Consider the following 17,613-nt stretch of genomic DNA (forward strand, 5'->3'; position numbering starts at 1 on the left):
ATTTTTAGGAAATACCCCCAATCAATTTCTATTGATTTTAGAGGGTATTTTGAGGTTTTAAAGCCATAATATCTTTAAAGGCATTAATACCCTCATATAATTTTATCTCATCAGTTATTTTTCTTGCGTATGCGACTGCCTCTTTAAAGGCATTAATAGCCTCTGTATCACCCTGTGCGTAGAGCTGAAGCAAATCTTTTGCTTTGCTTATATACTCATCTTGTGAAAAGGCAATAAGTGGCAAATGAGCTTCATCAAGTATTTTAAGGGCATTTTCACATTCTGCATCTGTTTTATGTGAGCCATCACTATGGGGTATCTGCTGCCATTTTTGCACGATTGCTAAGAGATGTTGCTTACGCGTTAGTTCATCCTGCTTGCTCATCATAAGGCTTAAGCCGCCTTTTGCAGTGTATTCAATGCGGCTTTCACCCTGCTCTAGCGGGAAGCTATCAAGCCATATATCGATGATATGCCCATAGATTCCACTATCAACATATCCCATAAAATACACACGTTTTAAGAAATCCTTGCCCTCTTGTGTGGATTCAAACACGTTCATAATGCACTCGCTAATCAATGTGCTATTTCCACCCCCACACGCAAGATAAATACTTTGTGGAAAGAAGCGCATAATCTCCACCACACATTGCCAATATTCAGTTGAGTGGAGCTTCATTAAACGCCCGATTGTCCCTAAGATAATAGCATTTTGGGGGAATGTAGCACGTAAGGATTGCATCTCTTGCTGAGATTCTGCACTTAAGGGCGGATTATAGAATCGCTCTAGCATTTTCACAGGCACGCCATAGAAATCATATCCCTCGTGCTGGATATGTCGCTTATTTTGGCAGATATGTGTCATTTTCACATCAATACAAGGGAGGTCATAGACAAAATTGCCGTGTGAATAATATATTTGCAATGGTGCACTACGCGAGGCGAAGATAAAATCACTTATGCCATAGCCATTATTTGGGCTAATGAGAATGCAGACATTATCGCGATTTATGGCACTTTTGAGCGCGAGGGCTTTCTGCAAATGCGAGTTATAGAATCCCTTGGTATTCAATGGAGAGACGACATCTACCACCTCTATGCCAAGTGCCTCATAATAGCGGATAACATTTATATCATCAACGCTTTTTTCAAATAGCTTCATCGTGTAGATTTTAACTTCATATTCTTGCCTAAAGTCTTCATCGCCTAAAAGATTGCTTAAAAGGCTGTATTCTACCTTATAGGGAGAATTTCCTACTAATCTATCGCGCAAAAAGCCTATACACTTTTTACCACTTTTATTATCGTGAATCTTACTCACACCATAAATACTCTGTGTGCGAGAAAAAGCCTCATAATACTTGATTGCTACACTATCGATTTCCGCACAAAAATTACGCCATTGGGCTTGATGATGAAAGTTATTGCCGCACATATGATAAATAAAAAACTGCATATACATCGCCTCATCAATCCCCGCAATATCGCCTCCTTCAAGCAAAGCATAAAATATATCCCGCCATAGCGGATAAAGCTCAAGCCACAAATGGTGATTAAAAAAATGTGAAACATTCCAAAAGCAGTGAATCTGCCAATTCAAAATGCTTCGCCGCGCTAAGGGTGGATAAGAAAGGTAAGTTTGCCTCTCTTGAAGTGTTTTAAGCGATGATAAAAGTGTAGGCATACTCACATCTAGATTTTCAAAAAAATCTACGATAAATTGGGTGTGTGCCAAGCTTGCAGAAAGGTTAATATCTACAAGAGCGATAAGCATAATATATTCGCGCACAAGATGTTCAAAATCGCACATATTCATCAAAGCTTTTGAGAGAATATAAAGCTCGATAAATAGGGCATTTTCCGTATCGCTATTTCCCTGTGAGAAAAGGTTTTCTTGTGCGAGAGAGAGAAAAGATTCAAAACGTCTATCCACCTCTACATAACCCTCTGGGGAATGTGCAACAAAAAGCAACATATAAAAATACTCAGTGCCGCAAATATGTCCATCACAAAATAATGCATAGATTTTCTCCCGCAAAATCGTAATAATCTCTACTAAAAGCGCATTGCCATCAGGCTTGGATTGCAACAATACAATGTCATTTGTCTTAATTGCACGAAGTTCTTTGATAAGTTCTTTTAATTGGGTTTGAGAATGAGGAGAACGAAGAGCATTTATAAAAATATGAAAAAAAGATGAGATTCTATCGTATTGCTCATAAAAATGCTGGGAGAAGCTTTGAATTTGTTGCATATAGAAATTATTCTTCTTGTGTAAAAGTATGGCTTATTTGTGGTGTTTCTCTATCGATAATCCACACATACCCAAGTTCTCCTGTATTTGCATAAGGCACTATATCAGCACTTAAATAGCCATAATTCTCCCGCACATTTTCCACCACGCCCACAGGAATATTTTCTAAAAAGATACCATCAAGTCCGCTTGTAAAGACCTTATCCCCTTTACGTATTTCGATCCAATCAGGGATATAATCAATGAGCATTTTGCCCTTATGAGAGCCAGACACAATACCCATAGCCTTATGTTCCCCAATATACACATCATAATGACAATTTTCATTGCCATTTAAAAACCCCTCTAATCGTCCATTTTGCACTACTGCTACCCCAAAAGCAACATTGTCTTTAACAATGCCAAAGATTCTATCCTCAATCTTTTCATTCTGTCGATATTCGCTCAAATCTGTATCAAGCCACACTCTATTACGTTCTCCCAATGTCGCAAACGAAATGATACGTGCCTGATGAATCTCACTACCACTATGTGTAATCCCACCCCTGCCTATGAGATTACGTAATTTAGCATTATCATCTTTAAGTATCTGTTTTTCAAGTAGCAGCCTATCATACTGTGCCACTTTTGCACTTAGCATCTCTATTTGTTTAGCCTGATCAAAGTATTTGTTGCGAGCATTTTCCATACTTTCTTTAGAATCTAAGAAAAATGCCTTAACATAATCGCTTACTCCTAGAATCTTTGCCTGAATGGATTTATCTACTTCCATCAAAACCAAAATACATATAAAAAAAACAATCCCAAAAATAAGGATTTTATATCGCATAATTCTCTCTAATCAAAAGCAAGTTGATTGAGTAAATCTAGGTCTTCCATTGCCTTACCCGTGCCTCTTGCCACGCACAAAAGTGGCTCTTCACCCACATAAACAGGCAGCCTCACAATATCTGAGAGATATTTATCAAGCCCACGAATTAATGCCCCACCGCCTGTAAGCACAATGCCATTTTCTACAATATCCCCTGCTAAATCTGGGGGCATAGATTCAAGCACAGATTTAAGAGCATTGCTTATCTCACGTAATTGATCCTTCATCGCTTCACGCACGTCTTCACTCGTAAGCTCAATGGTGTTAAGCAACCCACTCACTTGGTCGCGCCCACGCACCTGCATAACAAGAGGCTTTTCCATAGGAGAGGCTGAACCAATTTGAATTTTAATCTCTTCTCCTGTGCGCTCACCTATGAGGAGATTAAATTTCTTCCTCACATAGTCCATAATAGCTACATCGAGTTTATCTCCAGCCACCTTGATAGACTTACTAATGACTAATCCACCTAAAGAAATCACACCAATTTCTGTCGTCCCGCCACCAATATCAATGACCAAATTTCCCTTAGATTCTTGAATCTGCAGTCCCGCCCCAATAGCTGCTGCCATAGGCTCTTCTATCAAAAACACTTCTCTTGCCCCTGCACTCATTGCAGATTCTTTAACAGCCTTCTTCTCCACACCTGTTAGCCCATAAGGCACACACACCATAATGCGAGGACGAACAAGCGTTTTACGTTTATGAGCCTTCTCAATAAAATAACGTATCATTTTTTCAGTCATATCAAAATCAGCAATTACACCATCTTTCATTGGGCGAATAGCTTGAATGCCATCAGGGGTTTTTCCAAGCATATCTTTAGCTTCTTTGCCCACAGCAAGAATCTTGCCCGTGCTGAATCTATCAGCCTGCACAGCGACTACGGAAGGCTCATTGATGATGATACCCTCTCCTTTAACCAAAACCAAAGTATTTGCTGTCCCCAAATCTATCGCAACATCTTTGGAAAAAGTCCCAATGAGTCTATCCATCAGCATAAAAGCTCCTTAAAAATGCAAAATAAATTGTAAATTATACATTCTAATCCTTTGCCAAACCTTTGTTTTGTCTTAAATTAGGCTCTTTTTTGTATATTTTTCTTTTTTTAAGCAAAAAAGGTTTTTCTTTATGAGCAATACATTCTTTTGTAATCGTAATTTCATATCCTTCAAGCTCAGGCAAATCATACATCAAATCAATCATTGCTTCCTCCATAATCGACCTTAAACCTCTTGCACCCGTTTTGCGAGCAATAGCAAGCTCTGCAATAGCCTCAATCGCACCCTTTTCAAAATGCAAATACGCTCCATCAATCTCAAATATTTTTTGATATTGTTTAATAAGCGCATTCTTGGGCTGAGTGAGAATCTGCATCATTGCTTCTTTGCTGATGGGGGCAAGTGTGGTAATCATATGAAGCCTACCAATAAGTTCAGGAATAAGCCCATAAGCAATTAAATCATCAGGCTCTACAAACTCAAGCAACGCATTCTCCTCACTCTTTCCTTTTTTCTCCCCGTGGAATCCAAGTACATTGCCACCCAAACGTCTTTTAATAATATCGCTCAAACCATCAAATGCTCCTCCGCACACAAAAAGAATATCGCTTGTATCAATTTGCACAAAGTCTTGATTGGGGTGCTTCCTCCCGCCCTTGGGGGGGATATTCACTAAGCTACCCTCAATAATCTTTAATAGTGCCTGTTGCACACCCTCACCAGATACATCACGAGTAATAGAGCGATTTTCCGAAAGACGTGAGATTTTATCAATCTCATCAATAAACACTATACCTTTTTGTGCCTTTTTTACATCACCATTCGCCGCCTGAAGAAGCCGCGTGAGGATATTCTCTACATCTTCACCCACATATCCTGCTTCTGTGAGACTTGTAGCATCAGAAATAGCAATAGGGATATCTAAGAATCTTCCTAAAGTCTGTGCCATAAGTGTTTTACCGCTACCTGTGGGACCAATAAGTAAAATATTAGATTTAGAAAGCTCCACATCGCGTAAATTCTCACTTACTTGCTCCTCTCCTTTGATAATGCGCTTATGATGATTATAGACAGCTACGGAAAACACACGTTTTGCCTCATCTTGCCCTATCACATATTCATCAAGTTGTGCTTTGAGCTCTTTAGGAGAGGGGGTATTCATAAGCATAGGCTCTTCCTCATCACTCTCCTCTTTATCGTGCTTCATATAGCCCGTAAGCGTTTTATAAATAACACTAATACAATTTCTACAAATATACACACCGGGTGTGCTTCCAGCTATAAGGGGATTATAAGAGCTTTCTTTTGCCTTACAAAAACTGCATTCTTTTTTATTGGCATTATCCATTATTTGCTCCTCTAAAGGGGATTCCACGTGTGCTTGAGAGGATAAACTCACAAATATAACGTATCGTATGGCTTGGATTTGATTCAAGCTGTGCTTGAGCAAGTTCACGTATAGGTGCGCTACGCGAGAATAGAAACTTATATATATGGCTTATCTCATCAATCTCTTCACGGGAAAAAAGTTTGCGCATACGATGTTTATTTAATCCCCTAATATAGGCTCTATTACCTTCTGCAAGGCAATATGGAGGTAAATCTTGCACCAAGACAGAGCCTCCACCTATCATACAGCCACTACCGACTTTGACAAATTGATGCAAAGGTGTCAAACCGCCGATATTTACGTAATCACCAAGCTCTACGTGTCCACCAAGCGTAGCATTATTAGCCAATACGCAATCACTTCCTACAATGCAATCGTGCGCCACGTGAGTGTATGCCATAAATAAGTTTCTATCGCCGATGATGGTTTTGCCTCGCCCTCCTGCTGTGCCCGGATTTAAAGTAGTAAATTCACGAATGAGATTTTCATCTCCAATAATAAGCTCTGTCTTTTCGCCTGCATACTTTAAATCTTGTGGTGGCACGCCCACAGCTGCATTATTAAATACCTTATTACCCCTACCCAATGTTGTATAACCACTAATATGCACATAATTTCCTATAATGCAATCATCGCCGATTTTTACATTTTCATCAATAATACAAAATTCTCCAATTTGGACATTTTGCCCTATTTGCGCACCATCTTTGATAATACTTGTTTTTCCTATCATACCCAATTCCTAAACTTAACTTTTAGAATCTGCATCGGCAATCATTGCCTTAAGTTCTGCTTCAGATACAATCTTATCGTCTACAAACGCCTGTGCACCCAGCTGCCATACACTACCCTTATGCTTAAGCACTCTTAATTCATATAAAAGCCTATCACCGGGCGCGACAGGTATGCGGAATTTGACATTATCAATCGTCATAAAATACACAATTTTGTTTTCTGCCTGTGTAATATCATCGCCAAACATACTGACAAATGCCAACAAACCACCCGCTTGTGCCATACCCTCAATTTGCATAACACCCGGATAAATAGGCTTATGGGGAAAATGCCCCAAAAATATCTCCTCATTAATCGTTACATTTTTATATGCCTTGATATAGCCATCTGGTTCTTTATTATTGCTATTGGCTCTTAGCTCTATCACTCTATCCACAAGCAACATAGGATAACGATGCGGGAGAATCTGACGGATTTTTTCTATATTCATAATCGGCTCTTGCATAAGTCTCAACTCCTTTTAAACAAATATAACATTTTACCAAAAAATCTTAATATGTAGTGATAGCAAACACACTGCTCTCTTGAAAATACGCATCAATAAAGACTCTAAGAGAATACTTGATACATTTATCCAAAACAATGATGGGATTAAGACTATCAGCCCCGCATAATGCCGCACGTAGCAATAGTTCACATTCATAAGCAGGAGGATTGTATACCATTTCTTGTGTATCTTTATAATGTGTCTTTAGCAGTAAATTTATATCATCAATGCTGATAAACACGCTATCATCGTGTTTTGCATAGCCTATTTCTACACTTTGCATTTGAGATTCTATATCTTTGATAGACTCTCTCACATATGTAATACTTGATGTTTTTACCATATTTTTGCTTTTTGAATGTGTTATCACATAAGAATTTATCGCTTCGCCATTATCCATACACACACTACGCAAATTGCGCCATAGGATCTTTGAGCGTTTATAAAGGGCATATTCCATCCCTTCACTCTCACACTTATCACGTATTTCGAATATAAGTTTGCGTTGCTCATTGCTTCCGGGCATAATTTGCTTACCGATATTACTCATCAATTCTAATGGAATCTGCCTTTGCTTCTCCCTTTGTTTGTTGAGAGCAAACTGACAGCCACAATAGGTTTGCTTATAAAGCTTATCTTTGTTTGCCAATTCGCTTTGAGCTTGTGTGCCTCCATTGCTCCGCACATCAACCTTTATAAAATCCAAATTATAAGCTAGGGCTATCTCATCACCCTCCGCAAAAAGAATCTTCTGTTCCTTAAGCGGACTAGAAAGCAATGTTGAGGTAAAAGACTTGATAGACATTTTTGCTGCCACTTGTGCTGTTTTTTCTAAACGCATATCAAAACACTTGACACATCGCTCACCTTTTTCAGGTGCTTCTTCTAATCCCTTTACATCTGCAAACCACTTTTTGCTTTCATATTCTCCCTCTATGAGTTCGACCCCCAACATATTACAACTCCTCTTGACATCAAGCAATCGTAAATCATATTCTTCTTTGGGATGGATATTTGGATTATAAAAATATCCTATCATTCTGCTTTGCGGATATATCTTTTGCAACTCACTTAAAAAATAATGGCTATCCACAGAACAGCAAATATGCACGAGCATATCTTGACTTTTATTATGTATATGACTTTGCTCACTCATTCTCTATCCTTTGCAAAATACCAAAATGACACTACTCCTATAAACACAACGGCTGCCAAAAATACTATAAGCACCATATCTAGCTCTGTCATTTCGCACTCCTTTTAATTTCATTCTATAATAGAAACATCAAACCTCTATAAATCGTCTTTAATCTCTATATTTGCTTTACTTGTATAATGTTTCCTGTGAAACATTACGACTTTGCTGTTGCACTAAAGTGCTGCAAAGTCTTGTTTAGTGGAGCATAGCCCCACACAAAATGCCTGAAGGTTAACTTATAACCGCTTTGCATTCATCAAGTTAGTTCTCTAAGGCTTGGTATAAGCTATGTAGTATTTGTATTTTCTTGTGCTACTTTTTCACGTAGCTGCCCACATGCTGCGCTAATATCCACACCCCTAGATTCTCGTATCGTGCAGAGTAATCCTCTCTGCACTAAAAAATCTGCAAAAGCCTTAACATCATTTATTTGCGGACGTTCAAACGCACTGCCACTATGAGAATTAAACAAAATAAGATTGACTTTTGCCTTAATGCCATTAAGCAAAGAAAGCAATTTTTTCGCGCTTCTTATATCATCATTCACATCTTTAATCATAAGATATTCAAACATCACTCTTTTTCGGGTATCGATAGGAAACTGCCGCACCTGCTCTAGCACATCAGCGATATTATAGGCTTTATTGATAGGCATAAGCTTTGAGCGTAGCTCATCATCGACAGCGTGCAGAGAGATAGCTAACTGCACTCCAAGATTCAGCTCCCCCAATGCCTTAATCTTAGGCGCAATACCACTTGTAGAAATTGTTTGTCGTCTCGCGGAAATACTTAACCCTTGAGGTTCACTGAGAATCTTAATAGCCTGTGCGACATTTTTTAAATTATCAAGCGGCTCACCCATACCCATATAGACGATATTTACACTTTTATGTGCGGGAATATGATTATCCCTTTTCATCATTACGACCTGCTCGACTATCTCACTTGCATCAAGGTTCCGCACGAAGCCACCTTTTGCTGTGGAACAAAATACACAGCCAATTTTGCAGCCAATTTGGCTTGAAAGACACATCGTCCATTTTTCACTCTCACACACTTCACCCTTTTTCCGCTTTTCACGCATTTGTATTAACACAGATTCAAAAGTATGTCCATCTTTGGTAGCAAAAAGATATTTCTTACTCCCATCGCGACTGCATTCTACACGTATGGGTTGAATCTGTGAGAGTGCAAAGTGTGATTGCAAAAACTGCTGTGTAACTTTTGAGATATTATCCATACGCCATATATCATTTTCATATCGATGATAAAGCCAATGATATATTTGCTTTGCACGAAATGATGGAGAGATGAGCGCAGATAACTCCTCTAATGTATAGCTATAAAAACTAGGATTGGTATCTAGGCTTTTCATATATGTTTACCTTTTGTTTTATTTCCCAATGCAAGAGAAAGATTCTCTATAAATGATGAATGCTCGAGCAACTTTTGCTTTATCGTATTGTGATTTTGCATAAACTCCTTATGTGCGTTTTGATGACAATAGTTACTCACAGCAAATACACCCACACACGGAATCTCAAAATATTGCGCCACTCTCATTACTGCAAAGAATTCCATATTTTCTAGGGCAATACCTGCATTTGCAAAAGCTAAAGCAATATGTCCATCGGTTGTAATATAATTAGAACTATTCACTATCACTTTTTTATATCTATTAAGCGTTTCACGTGAAACATAATCATTTTCGCCCAATGTATTACTTTCAATATGATTATCCAAAGGCGTATAAGCCTTCCCATCTAAAAATGCGATTTCAATTTGTGTCGCGCTATCAGCAATACATACATCCCCTATATTGATGTCTTTACTATATGCCCCCGCACTCCCTACAAAAACTATACTATCTATACATTCCCTCATACATATTTGCATTAGTCCTATGGTGCTCTCACATAGCCCTATGCCTATGGACTTTGCAAAGGCAAAATACTCTCCATTACCCGCACATACTATCATTTACACGCCTACCATTCCCCATATTTTAAACACACTAGATTCTCACCGAAATACCCTTTTGCTGCAGATAATGTTTCAAGGCATTGATTTCAATCTCTCCATAATGAAACACACTCGCTGCTAATGCCGCATCAGCTCCATATATAAACGCATTGGCAAAATCCTCCATTTTCCCCGCACCTCCACTTGCGATAATAGGCACATTCACACAAGAAGCTAAAGATTCTATCATCGCTTTATCATAGCCATTTTTTGTACCATCAGTGTCCATACTTGTAAGCAAGATTTCTCCCGCACCTCTATCACACACTTCTTTTACCCATTCTACTATATCTTTCCCCGTATCTACTCGCCCACCATTGATATAAATATGCCATAAATGCGGGGCTATCATCTTCGCATCAATAGCCACGACAATACATTGTGAGCCAAATCGCTTTGCACCCTCATCAATCAGCTGTGGATTCTTAATCGCTGCGCTATTAATGCTAATCTTATCACACCCCGCATTAAGTAAGGCAGACATATCCTCTAAAGAACGTATTCCTCCACCCACGCTAAAGGGTATAAAGATTTCTCTAGCAATATTTTTTACAATCTCTATCATCGTGCCTCGCTGCTCATAACTTGCCGTAATATCAAGTAGCACTATCTCATCTGCACCCTCATCATTATAACGTTTAGCAATCTCCACAGGATTCCCCGCATTTTGCAATCCTACGAAATTTACACCCTTTACCACTGCTCCATTGCAAACATCAAGGCAGGGGATAATCCGTTTTGCTAAACTCATTATTTTGCTCCTTTATATTTTAAACATTTAGATATTGCCCCCTACAATATAGGCAAAAACATTGTGTAAATATGTAGATTTCTTAACGTTATGATAGCTAAATACTCTTTACAAATACAAAATATTTGCATACTTTAGGTTATAATGCTGCTGAAATAAAGGGTAAGATAGTGGCAACATACCGAGCAAAAAAACATTTTGGGCAGAATTTTCTGCAAGATTCTCACTATCTCCATAAGATTATCCAATCCACTCCCACACTCCCTATCCAATGTATAGAAATTGGGATTGGCTTGGGTGATTTGACACAAGAGCTATTGAAAATAGAACCCTTGATAGCCTATGAAGTCGATTTAGACTTATGTTCTTTACTTGATAAAAAATTTTCTAGTCATATTCAAAGTGGACGATTAAAAATCATTTATGAAAATGTTTTGAATCTCCACCAAGAACAACAATGGCTTTATGAGCAGGAATATAAGGTGGTCTCTAATCTGCCTTATTATATTGCCACACATATTATTGTGCGACTTTTGCGCGATAGATTCTGTCGTGCTTTACTTGTAATGACACAAAAGGAAGTAGCACAAAAATTTTGCGCCTTAAGCGGAGAAAGTGCATTTTGCGCCTTAAGTGTTTTAACACAAACTTTAGGCGAGACACAAATGCTTTTTGATGTGCCAAATAGTGCCTTTTCTCCTATACCAAAGGTAACCTCATCTGTTTTTGTGATACATAAACATCACCTTCAAACATTTGAAGCCTTTTCCCTCTATGATTTAGAATCTTTTTTAAAATCTGCATTTCACGCACCACGTAAGACGCTTCTTAAAAACCTCTCTACTGCTTTTGATAAAAAGCTCTTAGAAAAGGCTTTAGAATCTGCCTGTGTGCCGTTCAATGCACGACCACACGAAGTAAAGACAAAAAGTTTTCACCACATTTTAGAAATTCTTAAAAAAGGACACAACAATGGAAGACAAGAACACACCACAGGAACAAAATAACCAAACAAGCAAATTTAAATCATTTGCAGAAAGATTCAAAAAAAAGACCCCTCAAGAACAAGCCGATGATATGACTGCTTTTTCTCATACAGAATCTACTCCACATACACCAAAGGACACGCGTAAAGCAAAACCCTATCAAAACAGACAAGGCAACTCTCAAAATAATAACGAGCAGGGGCAAAAATCATTTGAAAAACGCAAATGGCAGGGCAAAAATCCTATGACTCAAAATCAAAACAAAAATTCATCTCACAATGAGCCAAAAGATGGCATTAGAGAAGTGCAAAATGCAAACGAAAAAGGCAATCTAGGACTACATAAAGATCTTAAAAGAGGCGTAGAGGCAAATACGAGAATCCAACGTCAAAGCCTCAATCCTCATAGCAAACTAAATCTCAACACAAAGGCAAGTGTGCGCATTACACCTCTGGGTGGATTGGGCGAGATTGGCGGGAATATCACCGTGATTGAAACGCCTAATTCTGCCATTGTCATTGATGTGGGTATGAGCTTTCCTAATGAAGATATGCACGGCGTGGATATCCTCATCCCTGATTTTAGCTATCTCTTTGCGATTAAAGACAAAATCGCCGGTGTTATCATCACCCACGCACACGAAGATCATATCGGGGCTGTGCCTTATCTCTTTAAACTCCTGCAATTCCCCATTTATGGCACACCTCTACCGCTTGGTATGATAGGCAGCAAGTTTGATGAACACGGATTAAGCAAATGCCGCTCTTTTTTCAAAATCGTAGAAAAGCGCAAACCCATTAAAATCGGCGCATTTGAAGTAGAATGGATTAATATCACGCATTCTGTGATTGATGCCTCCGCCCTTGCTATACGTACCGAAGCAGGGGTAATCCTACACACAGGAGATTTTAAAATCGACCACACACCTATTGATAATCTCCCCACAGATTTGCATCGTTTAGCCCATTATGGAGAAGAGGGCGTTATGCTTTTGCTAAGCGATTCTACAAATTCCCATCGCAGCGGCACGACACCAAGCGAAGCGAGCGTAGGACCGACATTTGAAACACTTTTTAAAGAAGCTAAAGGGCGTGTGATTATGAGCACATTCTCCTCTAATATTCACCGCGTATATCAGGCTATCGCCTATGGATTGAAATTTAATCGCAAAGTCGCAGTCATCGGGCGCTCTATGGAAAAGAATCTTGAAATCGCCCGTGAGCTAGGCTATATCGAGCTACCTCAAAATATTTTTATCGAAGCGCACGAAGTAGCAAAATATCCCGATGAAGAGGTGCTCATCGTAACGACAGGCTCTCAAGGTGAAACAATGAGCGCACTCTATCGTATGGCAACTGATGAACATCGCCATATCAAAATTAAGCCAAGCGATATGGTTATTATCTCTGCTAAGGCAATTCCGGGCAATGAAGGCTCTGTCTCAACCGTGCTTAACTTCCTCCTTAAAGCTGGGGCAAGAGTAGCATATCAAGACTTTAGCGAGATTCACGTAAGCGGACACGCCGCACAAGAAGAACAAAAGCTTATGCTAAGGCTCATTAAGCCTAAGTTTTTCCTCCCCGTGCACGGTGAATACAATCACATCGCTAAACACAAGCAAACCGCTATCGCCTGTGGTGTGCTCGAAAAAAATATCTACCTTATGGAAGATGGCGACCAAATCGAAGTGAATCCTAACTATATGAAAAAGGTGCGCAGTGTCAAAAATGGTAAAACATTTATTGATAATCAAATCAATCGTCAAATTGAAAATGATGTCGTGCTTGACCGCCAAGCCCTAGCCAGTGATGGCATTGTAATTATTTCTGCAAAGATAAGCAAAGAGCGCAAAATTTTAGAGACCAAAATTTTAAGCTATGGACTTGTAGCAGATAAAGAGGATAAGGGCTTTGAAAAGGAAATGAATGAGACCCTAGAATTTATGGTAAAAAACTTTAAGGCAGAGGGATTTAATGCAAAGAATCTCGAAAATGAGGTGCATACCCTTTTTAAACGGCATATTTTTAAGAAAGTCAAAAAATATCCTACCATCGTGCCAATGATTTATGTCGTGTAGGTGCGCTATGGCAAAGCTAGATTACACCCTCATTGCAAAAGATGTCCTGAGTATAGAATCTAAAAGTTTACTTGATGCTGCAAAGCGACTTGATGAGGAGGAATTAAGCGCGATTATAGAGAGGATTATCCACTCTAAAGGAAAGCTTATCGTATGTGGGGTGGGCAAAAGTGGGCTTATCGGCACGAAAATCTCTGCCACGCTTTCTAGCACAGGCACGCCAAGTGTATTTATGCACCCCACAGAGGCTATGCACGGGGATTTAGGCTTAGTGCAAAAAGATGATATTATCCTTGCGATTAGTTATAGTGGCAAAAGTGAGGAATTACTCAACATCATTCCGCATATCAAACGTTTGGGGAATCCTATCATCACAATGAGCAAGGATAAAAACTCTCCTTTATCCGCGATGGGTGATTATTTTTTAGACATTAGTATAGAAAAGGAAGCCTGTCCGCTTAATATCGCCCCTACGAGTTCTACAACGCTCACCCTCGCACTTGGTGACGCCCTAGCCGTGTGTTTGATGAAAAGACGCAATTTTAAGGCAAATGATTTCGCCTCTTTCCACCCCGGCGGTGCATTAGGTAAACAACTCTTTGTAAAACTCAAAGATGTAATGCAAACAGACAATCTGCCCCTTATCTCGCCTGATATGCCACTCTCTCAAGCTATTATCATAATGAGTGAAAAACGACTAGGCAACGCCATAATCACACAAGATAATGCGCTATGGGGGATTTTAAGCGATGGGGATTTGCGCAGAGCGATGATGAATGCTGATTTTCGCCTTGACGCTCCTGTGAGTGCATATGCTACGCGCTCTCCAAAAACTTGCGATAATCCAAATATTCTTGCCTTTGACGCACTCAAAATGATGGAGGCAAACAAGATTCAGCTACTTATCATCACAGATAAGCAAAATCATATACAAGGTGTTATACACTTACATACTTTGATTGCAGCGGGATTAAAATAGTCATAAATAGTCTCATAAGGAGGAGAGTATGTTTGAAAAAATAGATGAAATTTTTAAAAATATTGAGGATATTCGCGATGATATTACCATATTGCTCAATATCGCTAAAATCTCGCTTGTAGATTATATTATGATTAAGCGCGGCTCACAGGATATGCCCGAACATCTTGGTTTTGATTTACTCGCACAAATTGATGTTGAAATAGAAAAGCTCAAGGCACAAATTGACGCACTTAATAAACTTAAACGAGAACTCCTTGTATTTTAAAACAAATCTTTAAAGACAAGCTCTCATATCGCCTTCGCCTCCTTTAATCCTTGAATCTATAGGTATTTTCTGCCAAAGCCCCTTTATACTCATAATTAAAATATAACTTTTCTCACACTTTTTAATTTTCACTTTAGTTTTCATTTGCTATTATCAGCTATTCATTTGCAAATCATTCTTATTATTGTTTGTAAATGATAGTATCACTTAAAATTTTCAAGGAGGAACAATGAAAATTATTCCGTATAGCACCTTAGTAGCAAGTTTGCTAAGTAGCTTTGCAATCGCAGATTCGCTAGATTCAGCAAATAACCAAATGGGGGGGGGGCATAGCCAAGAATCAAGTCAAAATGTAGATGATGAAAATGTCCGCAAGGTTAATCTAGGGCGCTCTGTGGTAAGTGCTTCAGGCTATGAGCAAGATATAAAAGATGCTCCGGCAAGTATAGCCATTATCCCACGTGAGGAAATACTCACTCGCCCTATTAGAGACCTAGGCGATGCGGTGCAAGATATTCCGGGTGTGTATGTGGAAGCCGGAAAAACAGGGGGTAATACCATTTCTATGCGTGGGCTTGGCTCAGCTTATACGCTTATCCTTATTGATGGCAAACGACAAAATGTCGCTCAAGGCTTTGATGCTAATGGCTTTAATGGCACCTTTACTTCCTTTATGCCTCCTGCTAGTATGATAGAGAGGATCGAGGTTATTCGAGGACCTGCTTCTATCATCTATGGAAGCGATGCAATGGGTGGGGTGATAAATATCATTACTAAAAAACATAGCGATAGATTTAGCAGGGAATCCAACTTGAGACTACACTTTCCCAACATCCTCAAACCTTTGGTCCTCAATATGGAATAAATGGCTATATGAATATCCCTCTTATAAAAGAAATGCTTTCTTTGAATCTTCGTGGAGCCTACAAATGGGGTGGGCAAAATGCATTTTATGAACCCGGTAAGGGACCCCATACACCTATCACATATACATCAGGCAATAATGGCAGCGTAAATTTTAGCAATCCATATTATAATTGGTCTGCTACAGGCTATACCCAATGGAATGCCGGAGGACGGCTCAACTTCACGCCTAATAAAAATAATTATATCTACTTAGATTCTGAAGTATTCTTTGCACGGACAGGAAGCCTCAAAACATCATCAAGCAGCATTACTGCGGTAAGAGATTTCTATAAATTTAATAATATTTTAAGCCACACCGCAGATTATGATTGGGGTAAAATCAATAGTTATATACAATATAGTCAAACACAATGGGCTTCTCACGCTGATACCAATAGCACTTGGGGTAGTGGGCTTTGGCCAGGTTCATCAAAAGGAAATACCGTAGATTGGGCGAATGGACGATACAATCGAGACCTTATTTTTCAATCTACCTTTACTGATGATTTTGATTTTGGTAGAGCAGGAAGCCTTATCTTTAATGGTGGAGTGTATTATATATGGCAGCAGCTCTATACTAAAAACAATGGCTTTAGAAGAGATATGAATCAAGTAGCCCTTTTGCCGAGGGTGAATATCTCATCAATCAATACTTTAGCACGACTCTAGGCTTACGCTACAATTACAGCGATATTTTTAAGGCTATCCCTAATCCTCGATTCTATGTGAATTACAATCCTACCGATTGGCTTACTTTTAAGGCTGGCATTGCCACAGGGGTGCTTGTGCCACAGCTTAGCTATCTCTATGAGGGTTATACGTTAAGCACCGATAGGGGTAACAATAACACAACCACGGCATCTTATGGTAATAAAAACCTAAAGCCCGAGCAGAGTGTGAGCTATGAGCTAAGCGCTATTCTTGATACTGAACCAGCTATGCTAATATTAACCGGATTCTATACAGATTTTAATAATAAAATTTCAAGCGTTACAGGCATTCAACCCGGAACTACTATCGATGGTGTATTATGTGATGCAGCGGGTGCTAATCAATGTGCCTTTTATCGCAACCTTGATAGTGCTATGCTCACAGGAGCAGAGACAAGCTTTAAGCTAAAGCCTATTTATGGAATCTCTCTTGATGCAAGTTATGGATTTACTTATTCAAGAACACTTAGTGTCTCTAATGCAAATCAAGAATTTCTTGTAGGTGAGCCTATAAACAATATTCCTAAACATAAATTTACCATTAAGCCAAACTATCACTATAAGAACTTTGATGCCTATATTCGCTGGAGTGGTAACTTCCAAACACCCACTTCCGCAGTGCAACAAAGCAGTCTTGCTACAAGTGCGCGAGGACTTGTAGGGAAGTATTATAAAGATTATCAGTTAGTAGATATTGCGGCTACCTATAAGTTTAATAAAACTTATGCCCTCACTTTTGCGGTGAATAATCTCCTTGATGTGAAATTCTATGATCCAGATAATTTGATTACTTATAGCAGTGGAAGGGGTGGCACATCATATATTAATCCCTATCAAAGAATCTTGCCCGCAAGAGCATATTGGATAAGTTTTAGGGCGGATTGGTAACCCCCCCCCCCCCATACCCTATCTACTATT

17 protein-coding genes are annotated in these 17,613 nt (G+C 39.1%); 7 read left to right on the forward strand and 10 right to left on the reverse strand.

Annotated features, from left to right (window positions below; all coding sequences use genetic code 11):
- Window positions 1-37: 37 nt before the first annotated feature.
- From V3I05_RS05110 to hisF, 10 genes are all read right to left on the reverse strand, one after another.
- Window positions 38-2,254 carry a hypothetical protein gene (locus V3I05_RS05110; RefSeq protein WP_300446551.1) on the reverse strand — a complete coding sequence of 739 codons (2,217 nt, stop codon included), beginning with the start codon at window positions 2,252-2,254 and terminating at the stop codon, window positions 38-40.
- 7 nt (window positions 2,255-2,261) lie between these two features.
- Window positions 2,262-3,083 carry a rod shape-determining protein MreC gene (gene mreC / locus V3I05_RS05115; RefSeq protein ID WP_300446553.1) on the reverse strand — a complete coding sequence of 274 codons (822 nt, stop codon included), beginning with the start codon at window positions 3,081-3,083 and terminating at the stop codon, window positions 2,262-2,264.
- Window positions 3,084-3,091: 8 nt separating this feature from the next.
- The gene (locus V3I05_RS05120) at window positions 3,092-4,126 is read right to left on the reverse strand and encodes a rod shape-determining protein (protein ID WP_295701104.1); all 1,035 of its coding nucleotides are present in this window, start codon (window positions 4,124-4,126) and stop codon (window positions 3,092-3,094) included.
- Between the two features lie 43 nt (window positions 4,127-4,169).
- Window positions 4,170-5,474, reverse strand: coding sequence for an ATP-dependent protease ATP-binding subunit ClpX (gene clpX / locus V3I05_RS05125; RefSeq protein ID WP_300449997.1), 1,305 nt, complete (start codon window positions 5,472-5,474; stop codon window positions 4,170-4,172).
- Window positions 5,467-6,249: an acyl-ACP--UDP-N-acetylglucosamine O-acyltransferase gene (gene lpxA / locus V3I05_RS05130; RefSeq protein ID WP_300446557.1), complete on the reverse strand. Its 783-nt coding sequence runs from the start codon at window positions 6,247-6,249 to the stop codon at window positions 5,467-5,469. Before lpxA ends, clpX begins: the two co-directional genes overlap by 8 nt.
- Before the next feature lie 15 nt (window positions 6,250-6,264).
- Window positions 6,265-6,756 carry a 3-hydroxyacyl-ACP dehydratase FabZ gene (fabZ, locus tag V3I05_RS05135; protein ID WP_343354230.1) on the reverse strand — a complete coding sequence of 164 codons (492 nt, stop codon included), beginning with the start codon at window positions 6,754-6,756 and terminating at the stop codon, window positions 6,265-6,267.
- Window positions 6,757-6,802: 46 nt separating this feature from the next.
- The gene (locus tag V3I05_RS05140) at window positions 6,803-7,954 is read right to left on the reverse strand and encodes an epoxyqueuosine reductase QueH (RefSeq protein WP_300449995.1); all 1,152 of its coding nucleotides are present in this window, start codon (window positions 7,952-7,954) and stop codon (window positions 6,803-6,805) included.
- A 328-nt stretch (window positions 7,955-8,282) separates the two neighbouring features.
- Window positions 8,283-9,371: a 23S rRNA (adenine(2503)-C(2))-methyltransferase RlmN gene (gene rlmN / locus V3I05_RS05145; protein WP_300446561.1), complete on the reverse strand. Its 1,089-nt coding sequence runs from the start codon at window positions 9,369-9,371 to the stop codon at window positions 8,283-8,285.
- Window positions 9,368-9,976, reverse strand: coding sequence for a purine-nucleoside phosphorylase (locus V3I05_RS05150; protein ID WP_295701119.1), 609 nt, complete (start codon window positions 9,974-9,976; stop codon window positions 9,368-9,370). The genes rlmN and V3I05_RS05150 overlap by 4 nt, the downstream gene beginning before the upstream one ends.
- Before the next feature lie 34 nt (window positions 9,977-10,010).
- Complete coding sequence (gene hisF, locus V3I05_RS05155; protein WP_300446575.1) at window positions 10,011-10,772, reverse strand: imidazole glycerol phosphate synthase subunit HisF; 762 nt, start codon at window positions 10,770-10,772, stop codon at window positions 10,011-10,013.
- 167 nt (window positions 10,773-10,939) lie between these two features.
- Here hisF and rsmA point away from each other — a divergent pair, with 167 nt between their 5' ends.
- The 7 genes from rsmA to V3I05_RS05190 all read left to right on the forward strand — a co-directional run bounded on the left by rsmA (window position 10,940) and on the right by V3I05_RS05190 (window position 17,583).
- The gene (rsmA, locus tag V3I05_RS05160; protein ID WP_295701121.1) at window positions 10,940-11,776 is read left to right on the forward strand and encodes a 16S rRNA (adenine(1518)-N(6)/adenine(1519)-N(6))-dimethyltransferase RsmA; all 837 of its coding nucleotides are present in this window, start codon (window positions 10,940-10,942) and stop codon (window positions 11,774-11,776) included.
- Window positions 11,742-13,832 (forward strand): ribonuclease J, encoded by a 2,091-nt coding sequence (locus V3I05_RS05165; RefSeq protein WP_300446565.1) that lies wholly within the window; start codon window positions 11,742-11,744, stop codon window positions 13,830-13,832. The genes rsmA and V3I05_RS05165 overlap by 35 nt, the downstream gene beginning before the upstream one ends.
- Before the next feature lie 7 nt (window positions 13,833-13,839).
- A complete protein-coding gene (locus V3I05_RS05170; RefSeq protein WP_300446566.1) occupies window positions 13,840-14,811 on the forward strand; it encodes a KpsF/GutQ family sugar-phosphate isomerase in 972 nt (323 codons plus the stop codon).
- Between the two features lie 28 nt (window positions 14,812-14,839).
- Window positions 14,840-15,079, forward strand: a complete 240-nt coding sequence (locus V3I05_RS05175) for a DUF2443 family protein (RefSeq protein ID WP_295701127.1) — start codon at window positions 14,840-14,842, stop codon at window positions 15,077-15,079.
- A 229-nt stretch (window positions 15,080-15,308) separates the two neighbouring features.
- Window positions 15,309-15,944 carry a TonB-dependent receptor plug domain-containing protein gene (locus tag V3I05_RS05180; RefSeq protein WP_343354231.1) on the forward strand — a complete coding sequence of 212 codons (636 nt, stop codon included), beginning with the start codon at window positions 15,309-15,311 and terminating at the stop codon, window positions 15,942-15,944.
- Between the two features lie 8 nt (window positions 15,945-15,952).
- On the forward strand, window positions 15,953-16,654 hold the full coding sequence (locus tag V3I05_RS05185; RefSeq protein WP_343354232.1) for a hypothetical protein: 702 nt from the start codon (window positions 15,953-15,955) through the stop codon (window positions 16,652-16,654).
- Complete coding sequence (locus V3I05_RS05190; RefSeq protein WP_343354252.1) at window positions 16,627-17,583, forward strand: TonB-dependent receptor domain-containing protein; 957 nt, start codon at window positions 16,627-16,629, stop codon at window positions 17,581-17,583. The genes V3I05_RS05185 and V3I05_RS05190 overlap by 28 nt, the downstream gene beginning before the upstream one ends.
- The last annotated feature ends 30 nt before the right edge of the window (window positions 17,584-17,613 follow it).

This window comes from Helicobacter mastomyrinus, assembly GCF_039555295.1.
GTDB classification, from domain to species: Bacteria; Campylobacterota; Campylobacteria; order Campylobacterales; family Helicobacteraceae; genus Helicobacter_C; species Helicobacter_C mastomyrinus.